We start from the raw sequence: 20,707 nt of genomic DNA on the forward strand, positions 1-20,707 counted from the left end.
CCTGCGTTTTTATTGATTCAATTATAACACAATCATCGATTGCGGTAAAAATTTTTTTATATATATTGCTTTTTTTACAGATGTTCGATATGATTGAAGGGTTGCATGGACTTTCACGGAAGGGTAAAATCTTTGGAAACAGTAAATGGAGGAGTAATGACAAAATTTTTAAAGACGGCAATAATACCTATATTGATATTATTCATAAGACCAGCGGGGTTGAATTTCAATCAGAGCATGGTTTTGGCAACTCTCACATTAACCATAATATTATGGACTACAGGTATAGTTAACAAAATGTATGCATCAATATTCATGCTTGCTATGTTTGTCATGTTTGGACAGACGCCCATAACGGTAATATTTGATTTTCCTGCTTCTGAAACTTTTGTAATGATAGTTTTTTCATACATATTTTCCCAGGGCATATCAAACAGCGGGCTTGCCCAGAGATTGCTGGAGCCATATTTGTACAAACATGGCTCTAATTACAGGAAGCTTCTGATAATAATGCTGATTCTTCAATTTGCAATGATATTTGTAATACCTCAACCCTTTTCGAGGATTATAATACTGTCGATAATAATGAGGGAGTACTTCAATGGTATAAATCTCCCGGAAAAATCCAAGAATTCCCTGATGTTCTGGATGCATGGATCTTCAGTATTTATCAATATGGCCCTTATAAAAGGGGATTTGATCCTGAACAATGCCTTGCTGAACATAGCCGGCATCCAGATGTCTGAATTGACCTGGATGAAATATATGGCGGTTCCTTCTTTAATATTTTACTTCACTGCAGCCGCAGGATTTATATTTATTTTCAAGGATGACTTGAAGATGTACAACGATTGTGAAAAGGAAGCAAATCTTGAGATGGATGAACTTTCCGGGAAGGATAAAGTCAATCTTTCAATAATAGCTTTGGTTGTCATTATATGGGCAACTGAAGGTATTCATGGATTATCAGGAACAATTGTCGTTATTGCAGGTTCACTGGCCATGTTCCTTAACAGGCTTCTAAAGGCGGATGACTTGAAATGCGTGGACATAAAGCTTTTAGTATTTTTGACTGCAGCGTTTTCAATAGGCAAGGTCATGACATATAGCGGTACTTCAGACCTGCTTTTTTCAAGTTTCACGAAAATATTTCCCAGTGAATTCAACACCGTTTATATCATGATTACTATAATGGCATCAATGGCACTTCATATGATACTGGGAAGCAACATAACTACATTGTCGGTTGTTCTGCCGGGACTTCTGCTAATCAGCAGTGGAACTGCAGACCCTTTTATACTCATGTTCATAACATATATAGCGGTATGTGCCCACTTCGTTCTGCCCTTCCACCAGGTTATAGTATTGATCGGAAACGGCAACATGCTTTTTCCAAGCAGTACCATAATCAAATATGCACCTATGCTGACGGCATTGGTTATAGTAAGTATTTTTTTGGTTTACAGGACATGGTGGATTATGATGGGAGCATTATAGCTTGTATAAAAAATTCTTATATTGCAATCACTGAAAGCAGTAAAAATTTTTTTATAAACACTATAATTTTTACAGGTGTTTGATTTGCGGCAAAGACTATGCAAATTGCCTTGAAATGGTTGAGCCATTGAAAATAGTATGCAATTTGCTTTTTTTATATTTAAATAATCAAATGCGAATCAATAATAAATACTGGCACGGAAATTGCTCTAATATATCTATATACTATATTTATGAGAGGTGTTCTATGGAGAAGAAAAAGGATACGTTATATGTGAACGGAGAATTTCTAAAAGACGGCAGCGATTTCAAGACAGGTTATGTCTCCGTAAGGGACGGGAAAATCCATGAAATGGGTAATATGTGTGAACTTGATTTTAAAGGGAACGACTCTGAAGTCATAGATCTTAAGGGCAAATTCGTTTACCCGGGATTTACTGATTCACACCTGCATCTGATTGCTTACAGTCAGGAAAAACTAAATGAGGTCGACCTTTCAGATGCCGCTTCAAGGGAAGATATTGTGGAAAAGACGAAGAAATTCATCAGTGAAAGAGGAATTAAGCCTGGAGAATGGGTCATAGGAACGGGTTGGAACCATGAAAAATTCAGCGACAAGTCCCTTCCCGACAGACAACTACTGGACGAAATATCCGACGAGAACCCCATATGCATTAAGAGGGTATGCCACCACATTTGTTCAGTGAACAGCCTGGCTCTTTCCGTTGCCGGAATTGACAGGGAAACGGAAAGTCCTGACGGAGGTTCTCTGGACGTCGATTCAAATGGTGAGCTTACAGGTGTCTTGCGTGAAAATGCAATGGATTTCATTACAGACATTCTCCCTTCAATGGAGGTAGCATCAAAGCTTAGGGAACTTATTGCAAGGGGATGCGATGAATTCGTGAAAAAGGGGCTTACCACCGTTCATTCGGACGATTTTTTCTTTGTAGAAGACAAGAAGATGCTCTGGGATGTATTCAGGGATATGGCTGAAAATGAAAAGCTTCCTCTGAGGGTTGTATTGCAGCTGAGAGCTTCTAAGGTGGAGGATATTAAACGGTACGCCGAAATGGGATTGAAGTCATGGGACAGAATCGGGAAATTGTCAGTAGGGCCTATAAAAATCATAGCAGACGGCTCCCTTGGTTCCAGGACGGCAGCACTCGAGGAGCCCTACTGTGACGATAAGACCTGCAACGGGATAATGGTCGCTTCCCAAGAAAAACTGGATGAGTTGGTTTATGAAAGCTTCATCAATGACTTTGACGTCTGTGCTCATGCCATAGGAGACAGGAGTATTAATGCAGTCCTTGGTGCCTTCAGGAAAAACTATGGTTTATACAAGAACAAGGGTTTGCGTCCATCCATTATTCACTGCCAGATAACAAGTCAAAGTATTCTTGACAACTTCAAAGAACTTGACGTAATCGCAAATATTCAACCCTTATTCCTGAATTCGGACTGGAAAATTGCAGAATCAAGAATAGGCAGGAAAAGGATGGAATACAGCTATTGCTGGAAGAAGTTCATGGACGGAGGAGTGATGTGTGCAGGAAGCTCCGATTCCCCGGTTGAGGACTTCGCTCCTCTATATGGAATATATGCAGCTGTTTCAAGGATGGACCTTGAAGGCAGTCCTGCCGGCGGATGGTTTCCCGAAGAAAAACTGGACGTTTCAAGGGCGATAGATCTGTTTACTAAAAACGAAGCGTATCTATCTCATGAAGAAGATATTAAGGGAGTGATAAAGATGGGAAATTATGCGGATTTTACTGTTTTATCACACAATATTTTTGAAGTGGAAAATGAAGAAATCAAAGAGGTTGAAGTAATTCATACCATAGTCAATGGCAGAATGGTTCAGTAAGGTTTTGTACCGTACCGGTTGATATGTCAAAGTAATAAAATGCAGCAGGAAATTATTCCTGCTGCATTTTTCGTTGCATATTTGGTAATATCCGTGTAAAAATTTTATTTCATCATGCAGTGTTCTTATTGGATTTTCTGGCTTCATTATTTTTACTGATGAAGTAACCGACAGTACCGAAAACCATGACGGGCACAATCCATGCAAATCCTTGTGATGCCAAAGGAATGGCATTATAAGCCGCTGTAAGTCCGGAAGGCAGTGAAAATCCTGCAATTGCACTTACGATTGACATTCCATCGTATAGTCCGATGATTGATGCTGCCAGAATAGTACCTTTCCATATCCCGTCATTGGGAATGAACTTTTTGAAGCATCCCAGAAGAACAAGGACAATTGAAAGAGGATAAACAAACATGAATATAGGGCCAGCGATGACTATGATCTTTGCAACTCCACCCATTGCCTGTATTACAGCTACAACGGCAACGATAACAACGGCAGCCTTGTATGGTATTTTTTCCTTTGTAGTGTCATTTATATAGCCGGCTAATACCGACATTAGGCCGGTGGATGTTGTAAGACATGCAACCACTACGCAGATTGCAAGGGTATATGTGATAAGGCTTCCGCCCAGATTCCTTACCAGTCCTATGAGAAGTACAGTTTGATCAGTGCCCTGTTCGAATAAAGATCCGCCGGTTGCACCAAGATACTCCAGTCCGCCGTAAACAAATGTCAACAATGTAAATGCAACAAGACAAGATTTAAGCAATGTTGTTATTCCAAGTTTTTCGGTCGTTGGGCCATATCCTTTGTCCTTCAATGCGTTGATAAAAATAACTCCGCAAAGAAGTCCAGTCAGAACATCGCCAATTTGATAGGCGTTTATGAAACCTGAGTAGAAAGCGTTTTCAATGCCTGTATCAACAGGTGCGCCAATTGGTCTGAATATGGCAAGACCGATGATAATGGACAAGGTTACCAGTAGAATGGGTGTAAGGATTTCACCCACCTTGTCAACCACTTTTGACGAATTGATGCTGAAATATGCTGCAAGTCCAAAGAAAACAATCAATGCAACAGGCTGAAGAATAGACTGATTGACATTCGGAAGCAATGTTCTGACTCCCGTTTCATATGCAACGGCTCCAACTCTCGGGTGGGTGATTAGAAATCCAAGACAAATCATAATCAGGAAGTTGTAAACCTTGTAGAACCATGGTGCCACAGGCTGGGTAAGATCCTTGAATGTTCCACCGCCGTTTCCTACGGCTACAACTGCAAGAATCGGCAAAGCGATCCCGGTTATGACAAGACCCATTAAACCTGCGAACCATGCAGAGCCTGATAATTGTCCAATCCAGGGTGGAAAAATTAGATTTCCAGCACCAAAGAAAATAGCGAAAATTGCAAATCCAACAACAATGATGTCTTTTGTAGCTTTACTAAATTTAAACATGTCTTCTCCTTTAAAATTATTATCGTATAAATTGATTGCTATTGGCAGTTGGTTTCTGTTAATGTACGAATATTCACCTCCCTTTTGTTATTCTGCCGTTTAAATCCGAGTTATTATTAACATTTGCAAGGTTTATGCCATGTTTTGAGTTTTATGGTTTGAAATTTTTGGAGCGGGGATTTGCGAGCTGTTGCTTGAATCAGCTAGTCTTCAGGCTTGTGGGACATAATAAACGAAGATATTGTTTCACAAGATAAAGGGTAAAAAAGTCAGATGGCTGTAAAAAAAACAATGTATTCAGTAAAAATTTTACAATATTTTCTTTATTCAGTATTATAAATCTATTGATATAACTAAAAAGAAGAGGGGGAGTTTTTGTCGATATAGAATGATATAATATTTATTAATAGGGAAGATATAAGGATGGAGAAGTGACATGACTACAGTTAATGACATAAGGATTAATTGAATATATTATTGATGGTAAAAAAGTTTTTACAGAATTTGTCTTTGAATTGGCTGGCTATGTTGGAAGGAAAGAATTGGACATGTTCCAAGAAGGTTGATTTTAGAGGCCTTCACATGATAATCAAATTTTCGGGAAAAGAAATATATAGTTGGCACGGAAGTTGCATTATTCTTTTGTGTAATTATTAATAATCAGGTAGTTGCTTGATTAAATTTCATTATAATTATGTAGGAGGAATAATATGAACAGTGATTCGGTAAAAAAGGAGAGTAATGAGATGAGTGGAAAGAAAACCATTAGGTTGCCTCACGTTTATATCCTGCTCATGATAGTAATGCTTATTGTAGTAGCATTGTCATGGGTGGTACCAAGCGGTGAGTTTGCAAGAGTTCCAGGACCGGGTGGAAAACCCGTTGTTGATCCCGACAACTTCAGTTATGTTACGGAAGGCGTGAAATCGATTTCTTTGATGGACTTTTTTTCAGCGATACATTTGGGTATAACAAATGCTTCGCATATAATTGTTCTTTTGCTTATGGCCGTTGGAGCCATATATCTGGTTGAGAAATCAGGTGCAATAACAGCTGGGATCCACAGACTTCTGGAAGTGTCAGGAGGCAAGGAAGTTTTCATAATTGGAGTCCTTACATTCATATTCGCCCTTTTGGGAGCAATAGGTATGGGAGAAGGGGGGCTTGCATTCATACCCCTTGCTGTTTCAATGGTTACCGCTCTTGGTTTTGACAAGATTACAGGCTTTGCAACTGCCGGAGCGGGTATGGCCGTAGGTTTTGCTTCAGGTGTGCTTAACTTCTATACAACTGGTGTCAGTCAGTCCATAGTGGGATTGCCTATATATTCGGGAATAGGATTCAGAACTGCAGCTCTTGCTGTATTCTATCTCATTACCATGATATATATCACAAGATATGCAAGAAAGATTAAAGATGATCCTGACAAAAGCGTTATGGCGGAGGAATACAAGCAGCAACTTAAGGAAGCTAAGGAAGCCGGAGAAAGGGAAGTTGTAGAACTGACATTCAGAAGGAAAATAGCGTTGGCATCTCTAGCCTTCGTATTTGTATTCCAGGCATACGGCGCCATAAAGCTTGGATGGGGACTGCCCCAGCTTTCAGCCCTTTATATAATATTTGCAATATTTGTTGCAGTTGTAACCAAGATGAATCCTTCCCAGGCATGCAACGATTTTGCTTATGGAGCATCGAGGGTGCTTCCTGCAGCCTTGGCTATAGGAATAGCTGCTTCAGTCATGGTTCTCATGAGTCAGGCGAGGATAGTGGATACTGCAATACATGGCCTTGCAGGAGGACTTGAAAGTAAGGGAAGCTTTGTGGCCCTCGTGCTGATTTATCTATCGGTAATAGCATTCAATTTCTTTGTAGTATCGGGTAGTGGAAAAGCGGTTATAATGATGCCTCTTCTTGGACCACTGGGTCAGATACTTCATGTTAATCAGCAGGTAATGGTTCTCGTGTATCAATATGGAGACGGTTTCACAAACTACATTTGGCCTACATCAGGTGCTCTGATGGCTGCATTGGCTCTTGTAAATGTTGACTACATGGCTTGGATCAGATACTCATGGAAGCTGTTTGTCATCTTGTCTACAGTTGCTTTCGGATTAATAATGGTTGCAAACAACATAGGGCTTGGACCATTTTAATTTACATAACGTACAAGATGATTCGAAGGGCTGGATGTCGTGAGAATAATAGATGTTTAAATAATATATAATGACTGCTCCGGGTAATCCGGAGCTTGTCTCGTAGTGTTGGAAAGTTAATCATGTATCATGAAATCAAATATATAAAAATGATGGAGGCATTTAAATGAACAATAGAGAATTGGAAAAGCTGGTCTATGAATCAATAGACCGGGAGAAGGGTAAGGCTCATGCGTTGAACGAATACATATTCAAAAATCCGGAGCTTCCCTATAAGGAATTTCTTGCAGCGAAAAAATATGTTGAGATGTTAAGGTTGGAAGGTATTGAGGTTGAGGAGAACTACATGGGAGTAGAGACTTCCTTCAAGGCAGTGATAAGGGAAGATGAAAGTTCCGACATAAAGATTGGAATACTGGCTGAGTACGATGCACTTCCCGAAATCGGTCATGCATGTGGACACAGCGCCAGCGGAGCCCTCAGCTTTCTTGCTGCTCTGGGACTATACAGGATCAAGGACAGCCTGAAAGGCAATATCTACCTTATTGGCACGCCAGCCGAGGAGTTTAATGGAATGAAGACTGATTTGGCAAACTCAGGAGAGTATGACGATTTCAGTTTTGTAGTGATGATTCACATGTACGACAAGAACCAACCATACTCGAAATTTACGGCTCTTGACGGATATGCATTTGAATTTAAGGGTAAACCGTCCCATGCAGCAGCAGCACCCTGGGAAGGGAAGAACGCAGTCAACGGCATGACTCTTTTCATGCATGCGCTGGACATGATGAGGCAGCAGTTGAGAGACGGTTCGAGGGTTCACGGGATGATAACTTCGGGAGGTTCGTCTGCCAATACAATTCCGGATCAGGCTGAATGTATGTATATGTTCAGGTACAAGGAAAAGCAATATCTTGATGAGATTATGAAAATGGTCATGGATGCAGCTGAAGGATGTGCAAAGGCTACTCAGACTGAACTTAACATAAAGTCACCGGGAAGGGCGTTGGCAGACCTTAAAACTACGCCGCAAACAAATGACCTTATAGTTGAAATATACGAGGAGCTGGGTGTGGAAGTGGACAGAAGCCCCGTGGAGTCCCTGGGATCTTCAGATATAGGAAACCTGAGCTATGTATGTCCTGCATTTCATCCGATGATTTCAGTATCCGACAGCCCGGTGGCTCCCCATACAAAGGAGTTTGCCGAATGCATGATGAGCGACAAGACCAAATGGGCCATTGAAAAAGGCGCCAAGACCATATCCGCTTTGATAATTCGTTCGATCTGTGATGAATCGATTATCCAGAGGATGAAGGAAGACTTCAATTCATGAAATTGAAAAAACCACCTGCAGTTGAATGGGATTCAGCTGAAGGTGGTTTTTTATTTCTACATTTCAGAAATTCGTTTAAAGAGTCTTACGGCAGTCTTTATCAATTCATCGGGAAAATCATATTCATGACTGTGGACATGAGGGTAGTCCGTTCCGTTTCCTATATAGCATATTGCTCCCTTTGTTTCCTTAAGGTAGTGACCAAAATCTTCTGAACCCCTGAAGGCTTCAGGCATTTCGAATACATCAAGACCAAGATCAATGCCGGCCAGACGAACTTTTGCGGAGCTTTCATCGTGGTTTGTGGTTTCAGGGAAGCTGTCGTTGTATGAGAAAGTTGCCTCCAGCCCATAGTGGTAGGCAAGGAACAATGTCATCTTTTCGATATTATATTGGAGTTTGTTAAGTTCATCTTCGTAAAGGGCCCTTATGGTTAGGCGAAGGTCTCCTTTGCTTGCAGACACTCCGAAAGCTTTCTCACCAAGATCAATCTGAATTACGGTGCAGAGTACCATTCCCTTGTTGACAGCGGGAGATGTGAGTTCGGGAAGGATGCTCACTATTTTGGATATTGCAAGAGCAGGATTCTTGCCTTTTTCAGGTTCGCTGGCATGTGACGGGGCTCCTTCCAGGTGTATAGTCATGCCCTTAGATGCACAGTTGATGGTTCCGTCCTTGATATTGACAGAGTTGTATGGCATTCCACTCATGTTGTGGTATGCGAAGATTTCATCGATATCGTTTTCGCGTATTAGTTCTATGCACTGTTCTGCACCATCTCCTGTTTCCTCGGCGTGCTGGAACAGGAAGAATATGTTGTTGTCGGATCCATTCTGGTCGATTTCGAGTGCAAACCCTGCAAGGGAGGCTGCATGGCCGTCATGGCCGCATTTGTGGGAAACTCCCGGATTTTTTGATGCGTGGGGAATCGCCATGGACTCTTCCATTTTAATTGCATCAATATCCGCGCGGAAAGCAAGGTTCCTGTTTCCCTTCTCTGACTTGTACAAAGCGTAGAACCATTTTCCCTTGTCTACCACTTCAAGGCTGGTATTTGAATTCAAGAAATTCATAAGGTGCTTCTTTGTCCAACACTCCTGGTTGGACAATTCCGGATTCTGGTGGAGCTCGCGGCGGAGTCTTCTGGCCAGTTCAAAATTATTGGTTTTCATAACAATCTTCTCCTCGTATGTTATTGGATATTGATTGTAAATTCAATCATGATAAAAACATGTTTTGATATTACAATATGGATTATAATATTGATAATTGCAAGTATCATGCCAAAAAGTAGAACTGTCGTAAAACAAGAAACGTTGGATTTTCAAGGCTCTTACAAGAATGTGGTAAAAAGGGTAAAAATATTTTTATGATTTGTGTAAAAATATTCAGAAAGGGTCCGATGCTAATGGCAATATTGGACGGAGAGGTTAATGGAAATAATAACCCTTCTTGGAACATCTTGTGCGGTTGTTGCTATATTGATATAATTTAAATAGTGAAGAAGAACAATGCCGTTGCATATTTAAGGAGTGCATGATATATGAAAAACTGGAAAAGGTACATCCTCTCATGTCTTTGGGGACCGTTGCTGATATTGCAATTCATACTTGTTTTTGCATTCGGTAAATACAATGAAGCAGGCTACGATGCAGTCCTGTATGCAGGATGGATGATATGGCTGATTTCTGCAATACTTGGATGGATTCCGATGGTGGTTCTAAAGAGAAAAGGGGGAGTGGAAAAAGGCAAGAGTTATGTAAATACCACTGTCCTGGTAGACAGCGGCATCTATTCGATTATGCGTCATCCCCAATATACGGCAGGACTGTTGTTGAGTCTCGCTCTGATTCTCATTTCGCAGAACCTTATGGTTGCATGCATGGGAATGGCAGTGATAATTCTGTTGTATGTGGATATAATCATTGCAGACAAGTATGCCATTGAGAAATTCGGGGACGAATATATAAGCTACATGAAAAAGGTACCCCGGATAAATTTTATGCTGGGCATTTTGAGGCTCATAAGGAAATCGTGATTTCACTCAGACTGGATGTAGTTGTTACAGGTTGGTATAGAATTCGATTTTAAATCAACCTGATTTTTTGAACCAATATAGATTACGAAAAGGCTTCGCAATAAATCTGCGGAGTTTTTTATTTCCTCAAAGTTTCACAAAAGTTCACACAGAATTCAGATTCCGGTCATTCAGAATCCATCTTTGGGGTAGATAATATAGCCATGGAAGACACAAAGGAGGAAAACAATGAGTAATAGCGGGTACAACTATACATTTGAGAGAGTGGAGAAGAAATATATGCTCTCGAAACAAAAATACAAAAAATTCATGAAACAGGCAGGGTGTCACATAACCCCCGACAAATACTGCAGATCTTCAATTCTTAACATCTACTACGATACGGATGACTACGATCTAATAAGAAGGTCCATCGACAAGCCGGTGTACAAGGAGAAGCTGAGGCTGAGAAGCTACGGCGTACCCGGAAAAAAGGACACGGTATTTCTGGAGATCAAGAAGAAATATGACGGTACCGTATACAAAAGGAGGATTTCCCTTCCTTTAAGGGATGCGGTCAACTATCTGGAAAGCGGCATAAAGCCTGAGGAGAGAGGACAGATACTTAAGGAGCTTGATTATTTCATGAGCTTTTACAGGCCCAAGGCCAAGTTGTTCCTTGCCTATGACAGGGAGGCGTATTCGGTAATATTCGACAGTGGACTTAGGATAACCTTCGACAGGAACATAAGGAGCAGGGATTACGACTTGAGTCTGGACAAGGGAGACTACGGAAGGCCCCTGCTGGATGATGATATTTATATAATGGAAATAAAGGCTGCAGGAGCGATGCCCATGTGGCTGGTAGACATCTTGTCGGACATGGAAATTTATCCAAAATCATTTTCAAAGTACGGCAACATTTACAAGCATGACATGAACGAAAAAAGGAGGATGCAGGAATGTTTACAAGTATTATAGAATCGGTATCAAGCGGACTTACAATTACTGATGCGGTGATGTGCACCGCTGCATCCCTTCTGTTTGGATTTGTCATAGCATTCACATATATGCACAGCGGAAAATACACAAAGAGTTTCGTTCTTTCCCTTGTTATGATGCCTGCCTTGGTTCAGGTGGTCATAATGATGGTCAACGGCAATCTTGGAACCGGAGTTGCAGTAATGGGAGCATTCAGCCTGGTAAGATACAGGTCCCTGCCAGGAAGTTCAAGGGAAATATCGACAATATTCTTTGCTATGGCAATAGGTCTTACGACAGGAATGGGCTACATTACCTTCGCCGCCGTTACAACTGTGATACTGTGTCTTGCAATGATGCTTCTGTCCAAGTCATCTTTCGGATGTGACGGCAGACCTGACAAGGAACTGAGGATTACAATACCCGAGAGTCTTGACTATACGGAGGTCTTTGACGACATATTCGAGAAGTATACCAACGAGGCATCCCTTGAGAAAGTGAAGACTACAAATTTGGGAAGCATGTTCAATCTTGTATACCATATAGACATGAAGGATGAAAAGCAGGAAAAGGTCATGATCGACGAAATCAGATGCAGGAACGGCAATCTTACGGTGATGTGCAGCAAGGTACAGGCGAGCAAGGACGAACTTTAGAGCGGAAGAATGAAATGAAGAGAATATCATAATACAGCTGCCGGGGGCAGGAAGAATCCTTGCCCTCGGTAAAATGAATGAGGTATAATGGTTTGAGGTGATTTTTTGTACAAGATACTGATAGTTGACGATGAGGACAAGATAAGGTCCCTGATAAAGAAATATGCGGATTTTGAAGGCCACCAGGTCTATGAGGCGGGAAACGGCATGGATGCCGTCAGGATGTGCAGGGAGGAATCCTTTGACATAATAATTATGGATGTGATGATGCCTGAGCTTGATGGATTTTCCACGGTAAAGGAGATACGGAAGACATCCCAGATACCTGTCATAATGCTGTCTGCAAGAGGCGAGGAATACGACAGGATCCACGGCTTCGAGATTGGTGTTGACGACTATGTGGTGAAACCTTTCTCTCCAAGGGAGCTCATGATGAGAGTGGATGCCGTCATGAAAAGATACGGAAGCAGGACAGAGGACCATGATGTATTGGAAAAGGATGGTTTGAAAATAGACTTTACTGCAAGGAGGGTTTCCATTGACGGTGAAAACATAGACATGTCCCCAAAGGAGTTCGAGCTTCTGTTCTATTTCGCTTCAAACAGGAACATAGCCCTTTCCAGAGAAAAGCTCATCTGCGAGGTGTGGGGATACGACTACTACGGTGGAGACAGGACATTGGATACCCACATAAAGCTTCTAAGAAAAAGTCTCGGCAAATACAGCAATCTCATTGTGACTCTTAGAGGAATAGGGTACAGATTCGAGGGATAATATGAAAAATGCAAGCATCAAACTTAAAATATTCGCTTATCTTACAGGATTTTGCGCACTACTTCTTGTGGTGCTGTGGCTCTTTCAGGTGGTGTTTCTTGATGATTTCTACAGGATGATCAAGACATCGGAAGTCAAGAATACTGCTGAACATATAGAGAAAAGCCTTGGCGGGGAAGATGTCAATGACATTATTGCCGATTATTCGAAGACAAGAGAGATAAGTATCGAGGTCATTGAATTAGACAGTGGAATAATATATTCGACCTACAATACCTTCAGGGATTCTGAAATTCAGAAGATATCCTTTCAGGACAAGGCAGGCTTCATCGAGCAGGCTGTGGAAGAGGGGGGCGAACTTTTGCTTTCCTATGACCCCGACTACATTAAAAGGGAAGAGGATATTGAACGTGATGGTTTCGTTCCGCGGGAACAGATAAAGGACAAGGAATTGTCCAAAACGATAATGTATGTCAAGACGGTGTCGGATGATGAAGGCGATTCATATGCCATATTGATTAATGCAATGATAAGTCCTGTTGAGGCAACTGTGAACACCCTCAGAGTCCAGTTATACTGGATTACAGGATTTATGGTGGTATTCTCCATAATGCTATCCCTTCTCATCTCAAAAAATGTCTCCAAGCCAATTGAAAAAATCAACAAATCAGCACGGACATTGTCTTCCGGCGACTACAATGTAAAATTCGACGGAAGTGGTTACAGGGAAGTGAAAGAACTTTCGGATACTCTAAACTACGCGGCAGGAGAACTTTCAAAGGTGGAAGGTTTGAGAAAGGAACTCATAGCCAATGTATCCCATGACCTGAGGACTCCTCTGACCCTGATTGGAGGATATGCGGAGGTCATGAGAGACATACCCCATGAGAAAAACAACGAGAACCTTCAGATAATAATTGACGAGACAAGGAGACTTACCAGTCTTGTAAATGACATGCTGGACATGTCTAAGCTCCAGTCGGGGATGATGGTTCCGGAAATATCATCCTTCAACATTACCTCGTCCATAAGAAATACGGTGGAGAGGATGAATGGACTTCTCGGTTCCCAGGGATATAAAATTGAGTTCAACCCTGATGAGGACCTGATGGTTGAAGGGGACGAGATGAAGCTTTCCCAAGCTTTCTACAACCTCCTCATAAATGCCGTCAACTATTCCGGGGACAGCAGGATTGTGACCGTCAATCAAAAGAAAACGGACGGAAGAGTAAGAATAAGCGTCACGGACAGGGGAGAAGGTATACCCGAAGAGGATATTCCGTACATCTGGGAGAGATACTACAAGTCGGACAAGGAGCACAAGAGAGCCGTTACGGGAACGGGTCTGGGCCTTTCAATAGTGAAGTCCATAATCGAGGTCCACGGTGGACGTCTTGGAGTTGACTCCGTGGAAGGAGAAGGAAGCACCTTTTGGTTTGAGATATGATATGAAATGAAAAGAAGAGATGACGGCGGGAAAAACCGCCGTGCATCTCTTCTTTATGTTCCGTATTACTTCAGATATCGCCAAAGTGTCGTCCGGCTTATTCCCAGCCGCTTGGCCGCCAGACTCTGGTTGCCACCCGCCTTTTCTATGTACAGGGAAATGATCTCCCTGCTTATTTCATTAAGGGTCATGGTTGTATCGAGAGGGAAGCTCAGCAGGTCCTCGTTCTCGGGAGATATGATGGAGGCGGCAGCTGCGGTGAGTTTTTCCTTTTCAAGGATGCTTTCGACTGTTTCCGTGGGGATATATGGTGTTGTGGTTACAGTAACCATCTCCCGCAGCACTCTTTTGAACTGGGTGAAGTTGGCCGGCCAGTTGTAGTTTTTCATTAGTTCCATGGCTTCCGGAACGAAGCCTATTATCTGTTTTGCAAGGTCAAGATTCAATGCGTTGATGTATAAGCTTGACATCTGAGGTATGTCTCCGGTTCGTTCCCTTAAAGGAGCCAGGTGTATGGTCATGCAGGTCAGTTGGTTGATATATTCCTTTGCAGAAATGTGGTTCCCTCCAGATTCGTTCGTAGCACAGGACATCAGGAGGCGGTTTCTTTTGTGGACATTGGTGCTGACAAGCGTTGTCAGCAAATAGTCCTTCCTGTCCTCAGGCAGCTTGTGGATGTCCATGAAATACAGTGTATTGTCTGAATCCGTCAATGGAGAGTTATAGTGGTTAAGGAGAAAGAACCATGTCTTGTCGTCCATGAGGTTGCAGTCTAGTGTTATCAGGGGGTTGTTGTTCAATGAACTTCTGGCGTATAGCAGCTTTGCAATTTGTGACTTTCCCGTTCCCGTTTCTCCCAATATCATTATTGGCGAATCCACGGTACTCATTTGTCTGATGTCATTTTCCATTTCCGACAAGGGACTGGCTATGCTGTAGAAGCTATTGAAGAAGGATGCATCCACCTCGTCTTTTGTCAAATATGATATGCCAAACCTGTTGCTGCTCTGGAGGTTATGGTTTTCGTTGAAGCAGTATACTACATATGTGCTGTTGCTTATGCTTGAAACCTTACTGGTTACACTGATTGAAAATTCTCCCATCCTTTTAATGAACTTTCTGTTGTTTGTCTTGAAGGAAGCCTCCAGTTCCTTTTCTGCAATTTTTGTATATGCTTCCAGGTTGTCCCGGTCCACTGTGGACAGCTTTAATTGACCTGTTTTGTCGTAGACCATGACCTTTTCATCGTATTCTCCCATGACTTTTTCGAGAAACAGGTTGTTTTCCTTGATGGCAAAATAGCTTTTATAAAGCCTTGAGGCTTGATCGAAAGCAATGTTGATGCTTTCGTCACCTGAAGTAATGAGTATTGCATTCATTCCCAGGCGCTTGGCTGTTGTATTTGCGATCATGTCGCAGAGAATCATTTGATATCCTTTTTTCTTTAGGTCGGAAAGAAGTCCTGACACTTCATCAACGCTGTTTATGGTGTATATGTCTATATCGTACTGAAGAAGATCGCAGAGGAGTTTGGCGGTTTCCGTGATTCCTGGATATCCTACTATAGCATACTTTCCCGTGTAGTTTTCCGCCATTTTAATGGCTCTGATGATATCGTACACCGACAATGAAATTCTGACCAGGGGTATATCCGTTATCTTTTCTATCATACTTGCAGTTCCGCCACGTGATATGATCACGTCGAAGTTTTTATCCACGTTCTTTCTTGCAATTTCAACTCCCTTGTCAAGGTCTCCTATATATACGGTAAGATCTATGTCCTTGCGTTTCGCGGCAAGGTTCTGCATCATTGTTTTCATGCCTTCGTATGGAGCTATTCCTAAAATTCGGATTTTTTTCATTCCGGTGCCTCCTGTTTCATTTCTATATACATGTAAATCTTTATCACGCACATCGGTGTTTCTAATTGAAACAATAATACCATATTCGAAATAAAAAGTCCATATTTTCTGGAAAATGTTTCAAAAAGAAACGAAAAAACCCATGAAAACAATTGCCAATCTTTTTTGTGTATTGTAGAATGTAACAAAAGAGAGACGCGAATGAGACGCGTGTTTCAAATATAAACACTAATAAGGAGATTGGTATCGATGATAAAGTTGCTCATCGTGGCGGACGATTTTACAGGCGCATTGGATACTGGTGTTCAGTTTGCATCTTGTGGCGCCGTAACCAAGGTAATAACGAGGGAAGACTACAAGATGGAAGTTGTGGATGAATCTGTTGAAGTTCTCGTGATAAATGCCGAGACCAGACACATGACTGCCGATGATGCATACGGGACAACATACAATATAATAAAAAGGGCTTATGAAAAGGGTATCCCCCATATAATGAAGAAGACGGATTCGGCACTGAGGGGTAATATAGGAAGTGAACTGTCGGCGGTGCTGGATGCTACAGGTGAGAAGGTGCTTCATTTCATACCTGCCTTGCCGAAGATGAACAGGGTGACCAGAAAAGGCATCCACTTCATAGACGGTATAAAGGTGAGTGACAGCGTTTTCGGCACAGACCCCTTTGAACCGGTATTGGATTCGTATATACCCGACATAATATCCGGTCAAAGCAACAAGGCTGTCGTTGTCTTGGAAAGGGAGGCTGGGAATGAAATGGTGGATTCGCCTTCAATATATGTCTATGATGCAGAAACGGAAGGCGATATCAGGTGTATAGCCGATTCCATATATGAAAAGGACAAACTCAGGGTCTTTGCGGGATGCGCAGGTTTGGCATCAGTTCTGCCGGATCTTCTGGGGCTTAAAGGGAAGTCTGTGCATTACTGCAATAAAATAGAAAAACTGCTTATTCTTTGCGGCAGTGTGAATCCCATTACCGGCAAACAGCTTGACTATGCTGAAGCGAGGGGAATAAAGAGGATAAGGCTAAAGCCTCACCAAAAGCTTTCGAAGGAATACTATGATACGAGTTGCGGCAAGCGTGATATTGAAGAGCTTGTGAAGATGTTGTCCTCCTCAGCTGTAGGAATCATAGACAGCAACGACCCTTCCGGTGAAATGACAACCAGGGAGTATGCAAGGGAGAATGGAATGTCCCTTGATGATATAAGGGTAAACATATCTTCGACTCTGGGATTCATCCTCAAGAGACTGTTTGAAGCAGGCATTGAAAGCACTGTTCTGATAACAGGGGGAGACATGCTTCTCGGATTCATGAAACAGATGGATATCTGGGAATTGTCCCCGGTCTGCGAGATGGCTCCCGGCACGGTGATGTCGCGAATGACCGTCAACGGCAGGGAATATGAAATAATATCAAAATCAGGAGGCTTCGGAGATGAGAATCTCTTCATGGAACTGGCTGATAAATATATGAAAAAACCTGATAAAAGGAGGAAGAATATTGAAAAGATATAAGCTCAAATCACCGGGAATAGTTTACAGTGGAAGTGATTCACTGGACAATATAAGGGAAATACTGAAGTATGGCGTTGAAAAGGTAGCCGTGTTCAGCGATAAAAGCATAATAAAGGCGGGACTTGTAGATCTTGTCTTGGCAAAGTTGGACGATGCTGGAATTAAATATGAAGTTATTGATGATCTGCCTGCGGAACCGTCATGCGACCAGGCACAGGCTGTAGTTGACACTTTCAAGGAAACTGAGGCTGATCTCATTGTAGCTGTGGGAGGCGGAAGTGTCATGGATATAGCCAAGCTGGCATCGGTTCTCAGCACTGACGACTACAATGTAAGGGATCTTCTTGAGAATCCGGGACTGGCGAAAAAGCAGGTCAGGACACTTATGATTCCTACTACGGCAGGCACCGGTTCGGAAGCAACGCCCAACAGCATAGTCCTCGTACCGGAAAAGGAGCTGAAGGTGGGCATAGTAAGCGAGGAAATGATAGCGGACTATGTAATACTTGACGCGGTGACTATAAAAAATCTGCCACGTACCATAGCTGCTTCCACGGGGGTTGACGCACTGGCTCACGCAATAGAATGCTATACGTCCAAAAAGGCCAATCCTTTCAGTGACATGTATGCCCTTGAGTCTTTAGCTCTCATACTTGGAAATATTGAAAAGGCATGCGATGACCCTGAAGCCGTGGAAGCAAAGGAAGCCATGATGGTTGCCTCTTTCTACGCAGGAGTGGCAATTGCGGCAGCGGGAACCACAGCGGTTCATGCATTGTCATATCCTCTGGGAGGAAAGTACCACATACCTCACGGAGTTTCCAATGCAATGATGCTTGTACCTGTCATGAGATTCAACGAACCCATGTGCAGAAGCCGTTTTGCAGCAGTGTATGACAGGGTAAAGCCTGGAGACAACAAGGTTACCGAGGAAGAAAAGTCAGAATGGCTTGTGAACAGGCTTGGGGAAATAGTGGAAAATCTGGAGATACCGACGAAGCTGTCTTCCTACGGAGTGCCCAAGGAAGATCTGGAAGTACTGGTATCTTCGGGAATGGAAGTCAAGAGGCTTCTTGACAACAATATGAGAGAAATAAAGGCGGAAGACGCAAGAGCGCTCTATCTGCAGTTAATGCAATAATTCAATAGGAGGATTCAAATGGCGGAAATAAAAGGAGTTATACCTGCAATACTGACACCGATGAATGAAGATGAAAGCATAAATTATGACGAACTCAGAAGGCAGGCCAATCGTCTCATCGATGCCGGAGTTCACGGACTGTTCCCGTTCGGAACCAACGGAGAAGCATATATACTCAGCGAAGCTGAAAAAATGGAGATACTGAAAGTCATAGTTGATGAAGTAGGTGGCAGAGTGCCTGTCTATGCCGGCACCGGATGCATAGGTACAAAGGATACCATAGAGCAGTCGAATAAGGCCAAGGACCTGGGAGCGGACATTCTCTCAATAATATCGCCTTCATTTGCCAAGGCTTCCCAAAATGAACTATACGAGCATTTCAAGGCTGTGGCTGAAGGGGTGGACATGCCCATTGTACTGTACAACATACCTGCAAGGACAGGGAATGTCATAACGCCCGAGACTGTTGAAAAACTCAGTGAAATACCAAACATCGTAGGCGTGAAGGACAGCAGTGGAAACTTTGACAACATGCTGCAGTATATTGAAAGAACCAGACACGTTGAGGGATTCAGCGTACTTTCTGGAAACGATTCCCTGATACTATGGAATCTCATGGCAGGGGGAACGGGCGGCATAGCGGGATGCGCCAACATATATCCTGCTACAATGGCATCCATCTACGATTTGTATGTTGCGGGAGAACTGGAGACTGCAAGAAAGGTTCAGGACAGTATCCGAAGTTTGAGAAACACATTCAAGTATGGAAACCCAAACACTATCGTAAAGGCTGCGGTGGAACTTCTGGGATATCCTGTTGGGAAATGCAGGGCTCCCTTCAACCAGGTGCCTGACCAGGGTATAGAAGCACTGAAGAAGGTCCTTGAAGAAAATGCAGCCCTGGGAATGAGCTAGGAGGTATTGTATGACTGATAAGCCTGTTGTCGGCATCACCATGGGTGATCCGGCAAGCATAGGACCTGAGATTACTGCAAAGGTTTTCGACAAGGAATGGATCTACGACAAGTGCAATCCCATTGTTGTTGGAGACGCCGCTGTAATGGGAAATGCCCTCGAAATATTGGGTAAGACCCATATGAAAATAAATCCGGTGGAAAAAGTGGAAGGCGCTGTTTTCAGCCGGGGAACCATTGACGTTCTGGACATGAAACTTGTGGATATGTCCGTACTCAAATTGGGTGAAGTTTCTGAAATGGCAGGTGAAGCGGCTTTTAGGTATGTTGAGAAGGTGATCGGCCTTGCAATGAATGGTGACATTGATGCAACTGTCACCAATGCCCTTAACAAGGAAGCTATAAATCTTGCAGGGCACCATTATTCGGGACATACGGAGATTTATGCCGAAATGACGAACACGAAGAAGTATACTATGCTTCTTGCCCATGACAATCTGCGTGTAGTCCATGTATCCACCCATGTTTCCTTGAGGGAGGCATGCGACCTGGTCAAAAAAGACAGGGTGTTGGATGTCATTCGTATAGCACATGATGCCTGCAGGGATCTGGGGATTGAATCTCCAAAGATAGCAGTTGCGGGCTTAAATCCCCACAGCGGTGAGAACGGACTTTTTGGAAGGGAAGAGATAGATGAAATCATACCGGCCATAGAAGAAGCCTGCAGCCAGGGAATGGACGTGGATGGACCGGTGCCGCCGGACACTGTTTTCTCAAAAGCTAGAGGCGGATGGTATGACATAGTTGTGGCTATGTACCACGACCAGGGGCACATACCCCTGAAGGTCGTCGGTTTTGTATATAACAAGGAGGAAGCCAAATGGGATGCTGTAGCAGGAGTCAATATCACTTTAGGGTTGCCTATAGTGAGGGCTTCCGTTGACCATGGAACTGCCTTCGATCAAGCGGGAAAAGGCATAGCAAATGAATTGAGCCTGGAGAACGCCATAGAATACGGTATTCTTCTGGCAAAGAAAAAATTGGAGGATTAGGTAGAA

The 20,707-nt window shown here is 42.7% G+C and carries 16 protein-coding genes; 13 read left to right on the plus strand and 3 right to left on the minus strand.

What is annotated here, in order from left to right; genetic code table 11:
* Nucleotides 1-156: 156 nt before the first annotated feature.
* Entirely contained in the window at nucleotides 157-1,497 is a 1,341-nt protein-coding gene (locus tag BUB05_RS02880) for an SLC13 family permease (RefSeq protein ID WP_175548494.1), read from the plus strand.
* Nucleotides 1,498-1,744: 247 nt separating this feature from the next.
* Nucleotides 1,745-3,367 carry an amidohydrolase gene (locus BUB05_RS02885; RefSeq protein WP_073046850.1) on the plus strand — a complete coding sequence of 541 codons (1,623 nt, stop codon included), beginning with the start codon at nucleotides 1,745-1,747 and terminating at the stop codon, nucleotides 3,365-3,367.
* 112 nt (nucleotides 3,368-3,479) lie between these two features.
* Here the strand turns inward: BUB05_RS02885 and brnQ are convergent, their stop codons facing one another.
* Nucleotides 3,480-4,829, minus strand: coding sequence for a branched-chain amino acid transport system II carrier protein (gene brnQ / locus BUB05_RS02890; protein ID WP_073046854.1), 1,350 nt, complete (start codon nucleotides 4,827-4,829; stop codon nucleotides 3,480-3,482).
* A gap of 710 nt (nucleotides 4,830-5,539) precedes the next feature.
* Between brnQ and BUB05_RS02895 the strand changes: the two genes are divergently transcribed.
* Both BUB05_RS02895 and BUB05_RS02900 read left to right on the plus strand, forming a co-directional pair.
* A complete protein-coding gene (locus BUB05_RS02895) occupies nucleotides 5,540-6,982 on the plus strand; it encodes a YfcC family protein (protein WP_094762665.1) in 1,443 nt (480 codons plus the stop codon).
* A gap of 166 nt (nucleotides 6,983-7,148) precedes the next feature.
* Nucleotides 7,149-8,321, plus strand: coding sequence for an amidohydrolase (locus BUB05_RS02900; protein ID WP_073046857.1), 1,173 nt, complete (start codon nucleotides 7,149-7,151; stop codon nucleotides 8,319-8,321).
* Nucleotides 8,322-8,377: 56 nt separating this feature from the next.
* On the opposite strand, the gene BUB05_RS02905 is transcribed toward BUB05_RS02900, so the two are convergent.
* The gene (locus BUB05_RS02905) at nucleotides 8,378-9,493 is read right to left on the minus strand and encodes a M20 metallopeptidase family protein (protein ID WP_073046861.1); all 1,116 of its coding nucleotides are present in this window, start codon (nucleotides 9,491-9,493) and stop codon (nucleotides 8,378-8,380) included.
* Nucleotides 9,494-9,864: 371 nt separating this feature from the next.
* Between BUB05_RS02905 and BUB05_RS02910 the strand changes: the two genes are divergently transcribed.
* From BUB05_RS02910 to BUB05_RS02930, 5 genes are all read left to right on the plus strand, one after another.
* The gene (locus BUB05_RS02910; protein WP_073046864.1) at nucleotides 9,865-10,359 is read left to right on the plus strand and encodes a methyltransferase family protein; all 495 of its coding nucleotides are present in this window, start codon (nucleotides 9,865-9,867) and stop codon (nucleotides 10,357-10,359) included.
* 228 nt (nucleotides 10,360-10,587) lie between these two features.
* A complete protein-coding gene (locus BUB05_RS02915) occupies nucleotides 10,588-11,319 on the plus strand; it encodes a polyphosphate polymerase domain-containing protein (RefSeq protein ID WP_073046867.1) in 732 nt (243 codons plus the stop codon).
* Complete coding sequence (locus BUB05_RS02920) at nucleotides 11,301-11,975, plus strand: DUF4956 domain-containing protein (protein ID WP_073046870.1); 675 nt, start codon at nucleotides 11,301-11,303, stop codon at nucleotides 11,973-11,975. The genes BUB05_RS02915 and BUB05_RS02920 overlap by 19 nt, the downstream gene beginning before the upstream one ends.
* 105 nt (nucleotides 11,976-12,080) lie before the next feature.
* Nucleotides 12,081-12,749: a response regulator transcription factor gene (locus tag BUB05_RS02925; protein ID WP_073046873.1), complete on the plus strand. Its 669-nt coding sequence runs from the start codon at nucleotides 12,081-12,083 to the stop codon at nucleotides 12,747-12,749.
* A 1-nt stretch (nucleotide 12,750) separates the two neighbouring features.
* On the plus strand, nucleotides 12,751-14,196 hold the full coding sequence (locus BUB05_RS02930; protein ID WP_073046876.1) for a sensor histidine kinase: 1,446 nt from the start codon (nucleotides 12,751-12,753) through the stop codon (nucleotides 14,194-14,196).
* Between the two features lie 65 nt (nucleotides 14,197-14,261).
* On the opposite strand, the gene BUB05_RS02935 is transcribed toward BUB05_RS02930, so the two are convergent.
* Nucleotides 14,262-16,058 carry a sigma-54-dependent Fis family transcriptional regulator gene (locus tag BUB05_RS02935; protein ID WP_073046878.1) on the minus strand — a complete coding sequence of 599 codons (1,797 nt, stop codon included), beginning with the start codon at nucleotides 16,056-16,058 and terminating at the stop codon, nucleotides 14,262-14,264.
* Between the two features lie 249 nt (nucleotides 16,059-16,307).
* Here BUB05_RS02935 and BUB05_RS02940 point away from each other — a divergent pair, with 249 nt between their 5' ends.
* Genes BUB05_RS02940 through pdxA form a run of 4 tightly spaced genes read left to right on the plus strand, consistent with a single transcriptional unit; the run spans nucleotide 16,308 to nucleotide 20,701 of the window.
* Nucleotides 16,308-17,594: a four-carbon acid sugar kinase family protein gene (locus tag BUB05_RS02940; protein ID WP_073046881.1), complete on the plus strand. Its 1,287-nt coding sequence runs from the start codon at nucleotides 16,308-16,310 to the stop codon at nucleotides 17,592-17,594.
* On the plus strand, nucleotides 17,578-18,735 hold the full coding sequence (locus BUB05_RS02945; protein ID WP_073046884.1) for an iron-containing alcohol dehydrogenase: 1,158 nt from the start codon (nucleotides 17,578-17,580) through the stop codon (nucleotides 18,733-18,735). The genes BUB05_RS02940 and BUB05_RS02945 overlap by 17 nt, the downstream gene beginning before the upstream one ends.
* A gap of 12 nt (nucleotides 18,736-18,747) precedes the next feature.
* Nucleotides 18,748-19,650, plus strand: a complete 903-nt coding sequence (gene dapA, locus BUB05_RS02950) for a 4-hydroxy-tetrahydrodipicolinate synthase (protein ID WP_073046887.1) — start codon at nucleotides 18,748-18,750, stop codon at nucleotides 19,648-19,650.
* Between the two features lie 40 nt (nucleotides 19,651-19,690).
* Nucleotides 19,691-20,701: a 4-hydroxythreonine-4-phosphate dehydrogenase PdxA gene (gene pdxA / locus BUB05_RS02955; RefSeq protein ID WP_073047193.1), complete on the plus strand. Its 1,011-nt coding sequence runs from the start codon at nucleotides 19,691-19,693 to the stop codon at nucleotides 20,699-20,701.
* Nucleotides 20,702-20,707: the final 6 nt, after the last annotated feature.

This window comes from Dethiosulfatibacter aminovorans DSM 17477, assembly GCF_900142005.1.
GTDB lineage: Bacteria > Bacillota > Clostridia > Tissierellales > Dethiosulfatibacteraceae > Dethiosulfatibacter > Dethiosulfatibacter aminovorans.

Bases quoted from the DNA above. Each gene is read 5' to 3' on its own strand.
- BUB05_RS02880 (WP_175548494.1), top strand. From the start codon at position 157: ATGACAAAATTTTTAAAGACGGCAATAATACCTATATTGATATTATTC.
- BUB05_RS02885 (WP_073046850.1), top strand. From the start codon at position 1,745: ATGGAGAAGAAAAAGGATACGTTATATGTGAACGGAGAATTTCTAAAA.
- brnQ (WP_073046854.1), bottom strand. From the start codon at position 4,829: ATGTTTAAATTTAGTAAAGCTACAAAAGACATCATTGTTGTTGGATTT.
- BUB05_RS02895 (WP_094762665.1), top strand. From the start codon at position 5,540: ATGAACAGTGATTCGGTAAAAAAGGAGAGTAATGAGATGAGTGGAAAG.
- BUB05_RS02900 (WP_073046857.1), top strand. From the start codon at position 7,149: ATGAACAATAGAGAATTGGAAAAGCTGGTCTATGAATCAATAGACCGG.
- BUB05_RS02905 (WP_073046861.1), bottom strand. From the start codon at position 9,493: ATGAAAACCAATAATTTTGAACTGGCCAGAAGACTCCGCCGCGAGCTC.
- BUB05_RS02910 (WP_073046864.1), top strand. From the start codon at position 9,865: ATGAAAAACTGGAAAAGGTACATCCTCTCATGTCTTTGGGGACCGTTG.
- BUB05_RS02915 (WP_073046867.1), top strand. From the start codon at position 10,588: ATGAGTAATAGCGGGTACAACTATACATTTGAGAGAGTGGAGAAGAAA.
- BUB05_RS02920 (WP_073046870.1), top strand. From the start codon at position 11,301: ATGTTTACAAGTATTATAGAATCGGTATCAAGCGGACTTACAATTACT.
- BUB05_RS02930 (WP_073046876.1), top strand. From the start codon at position 12,751: ATGAAAAATGCAAGCATCAAACTTAAAATATTCGCTTATCTTACAGGA.
- BUB05_RS02935 (WP_073046878.1), bottom strand. From the start codon at position 16,058: ATGAAAAAAATCCGAATTTTAGGAATAGCTCCATACGAAGGCATGAAA.
- BUB05_RS02940 (WP_073046881.1), top strand. From the start codon at position 16,308: ATGATAAAGTTGCTCATCGTGGCGGACGATTTTACAGGCGCATTGGAT.
- pdxA (WP_073047193.1), top strand. From the start codon at position 19,691: ATGGGTGATCCGGCAAGCATAGGACCTGAGATTACTGCAAAGGTTTTC.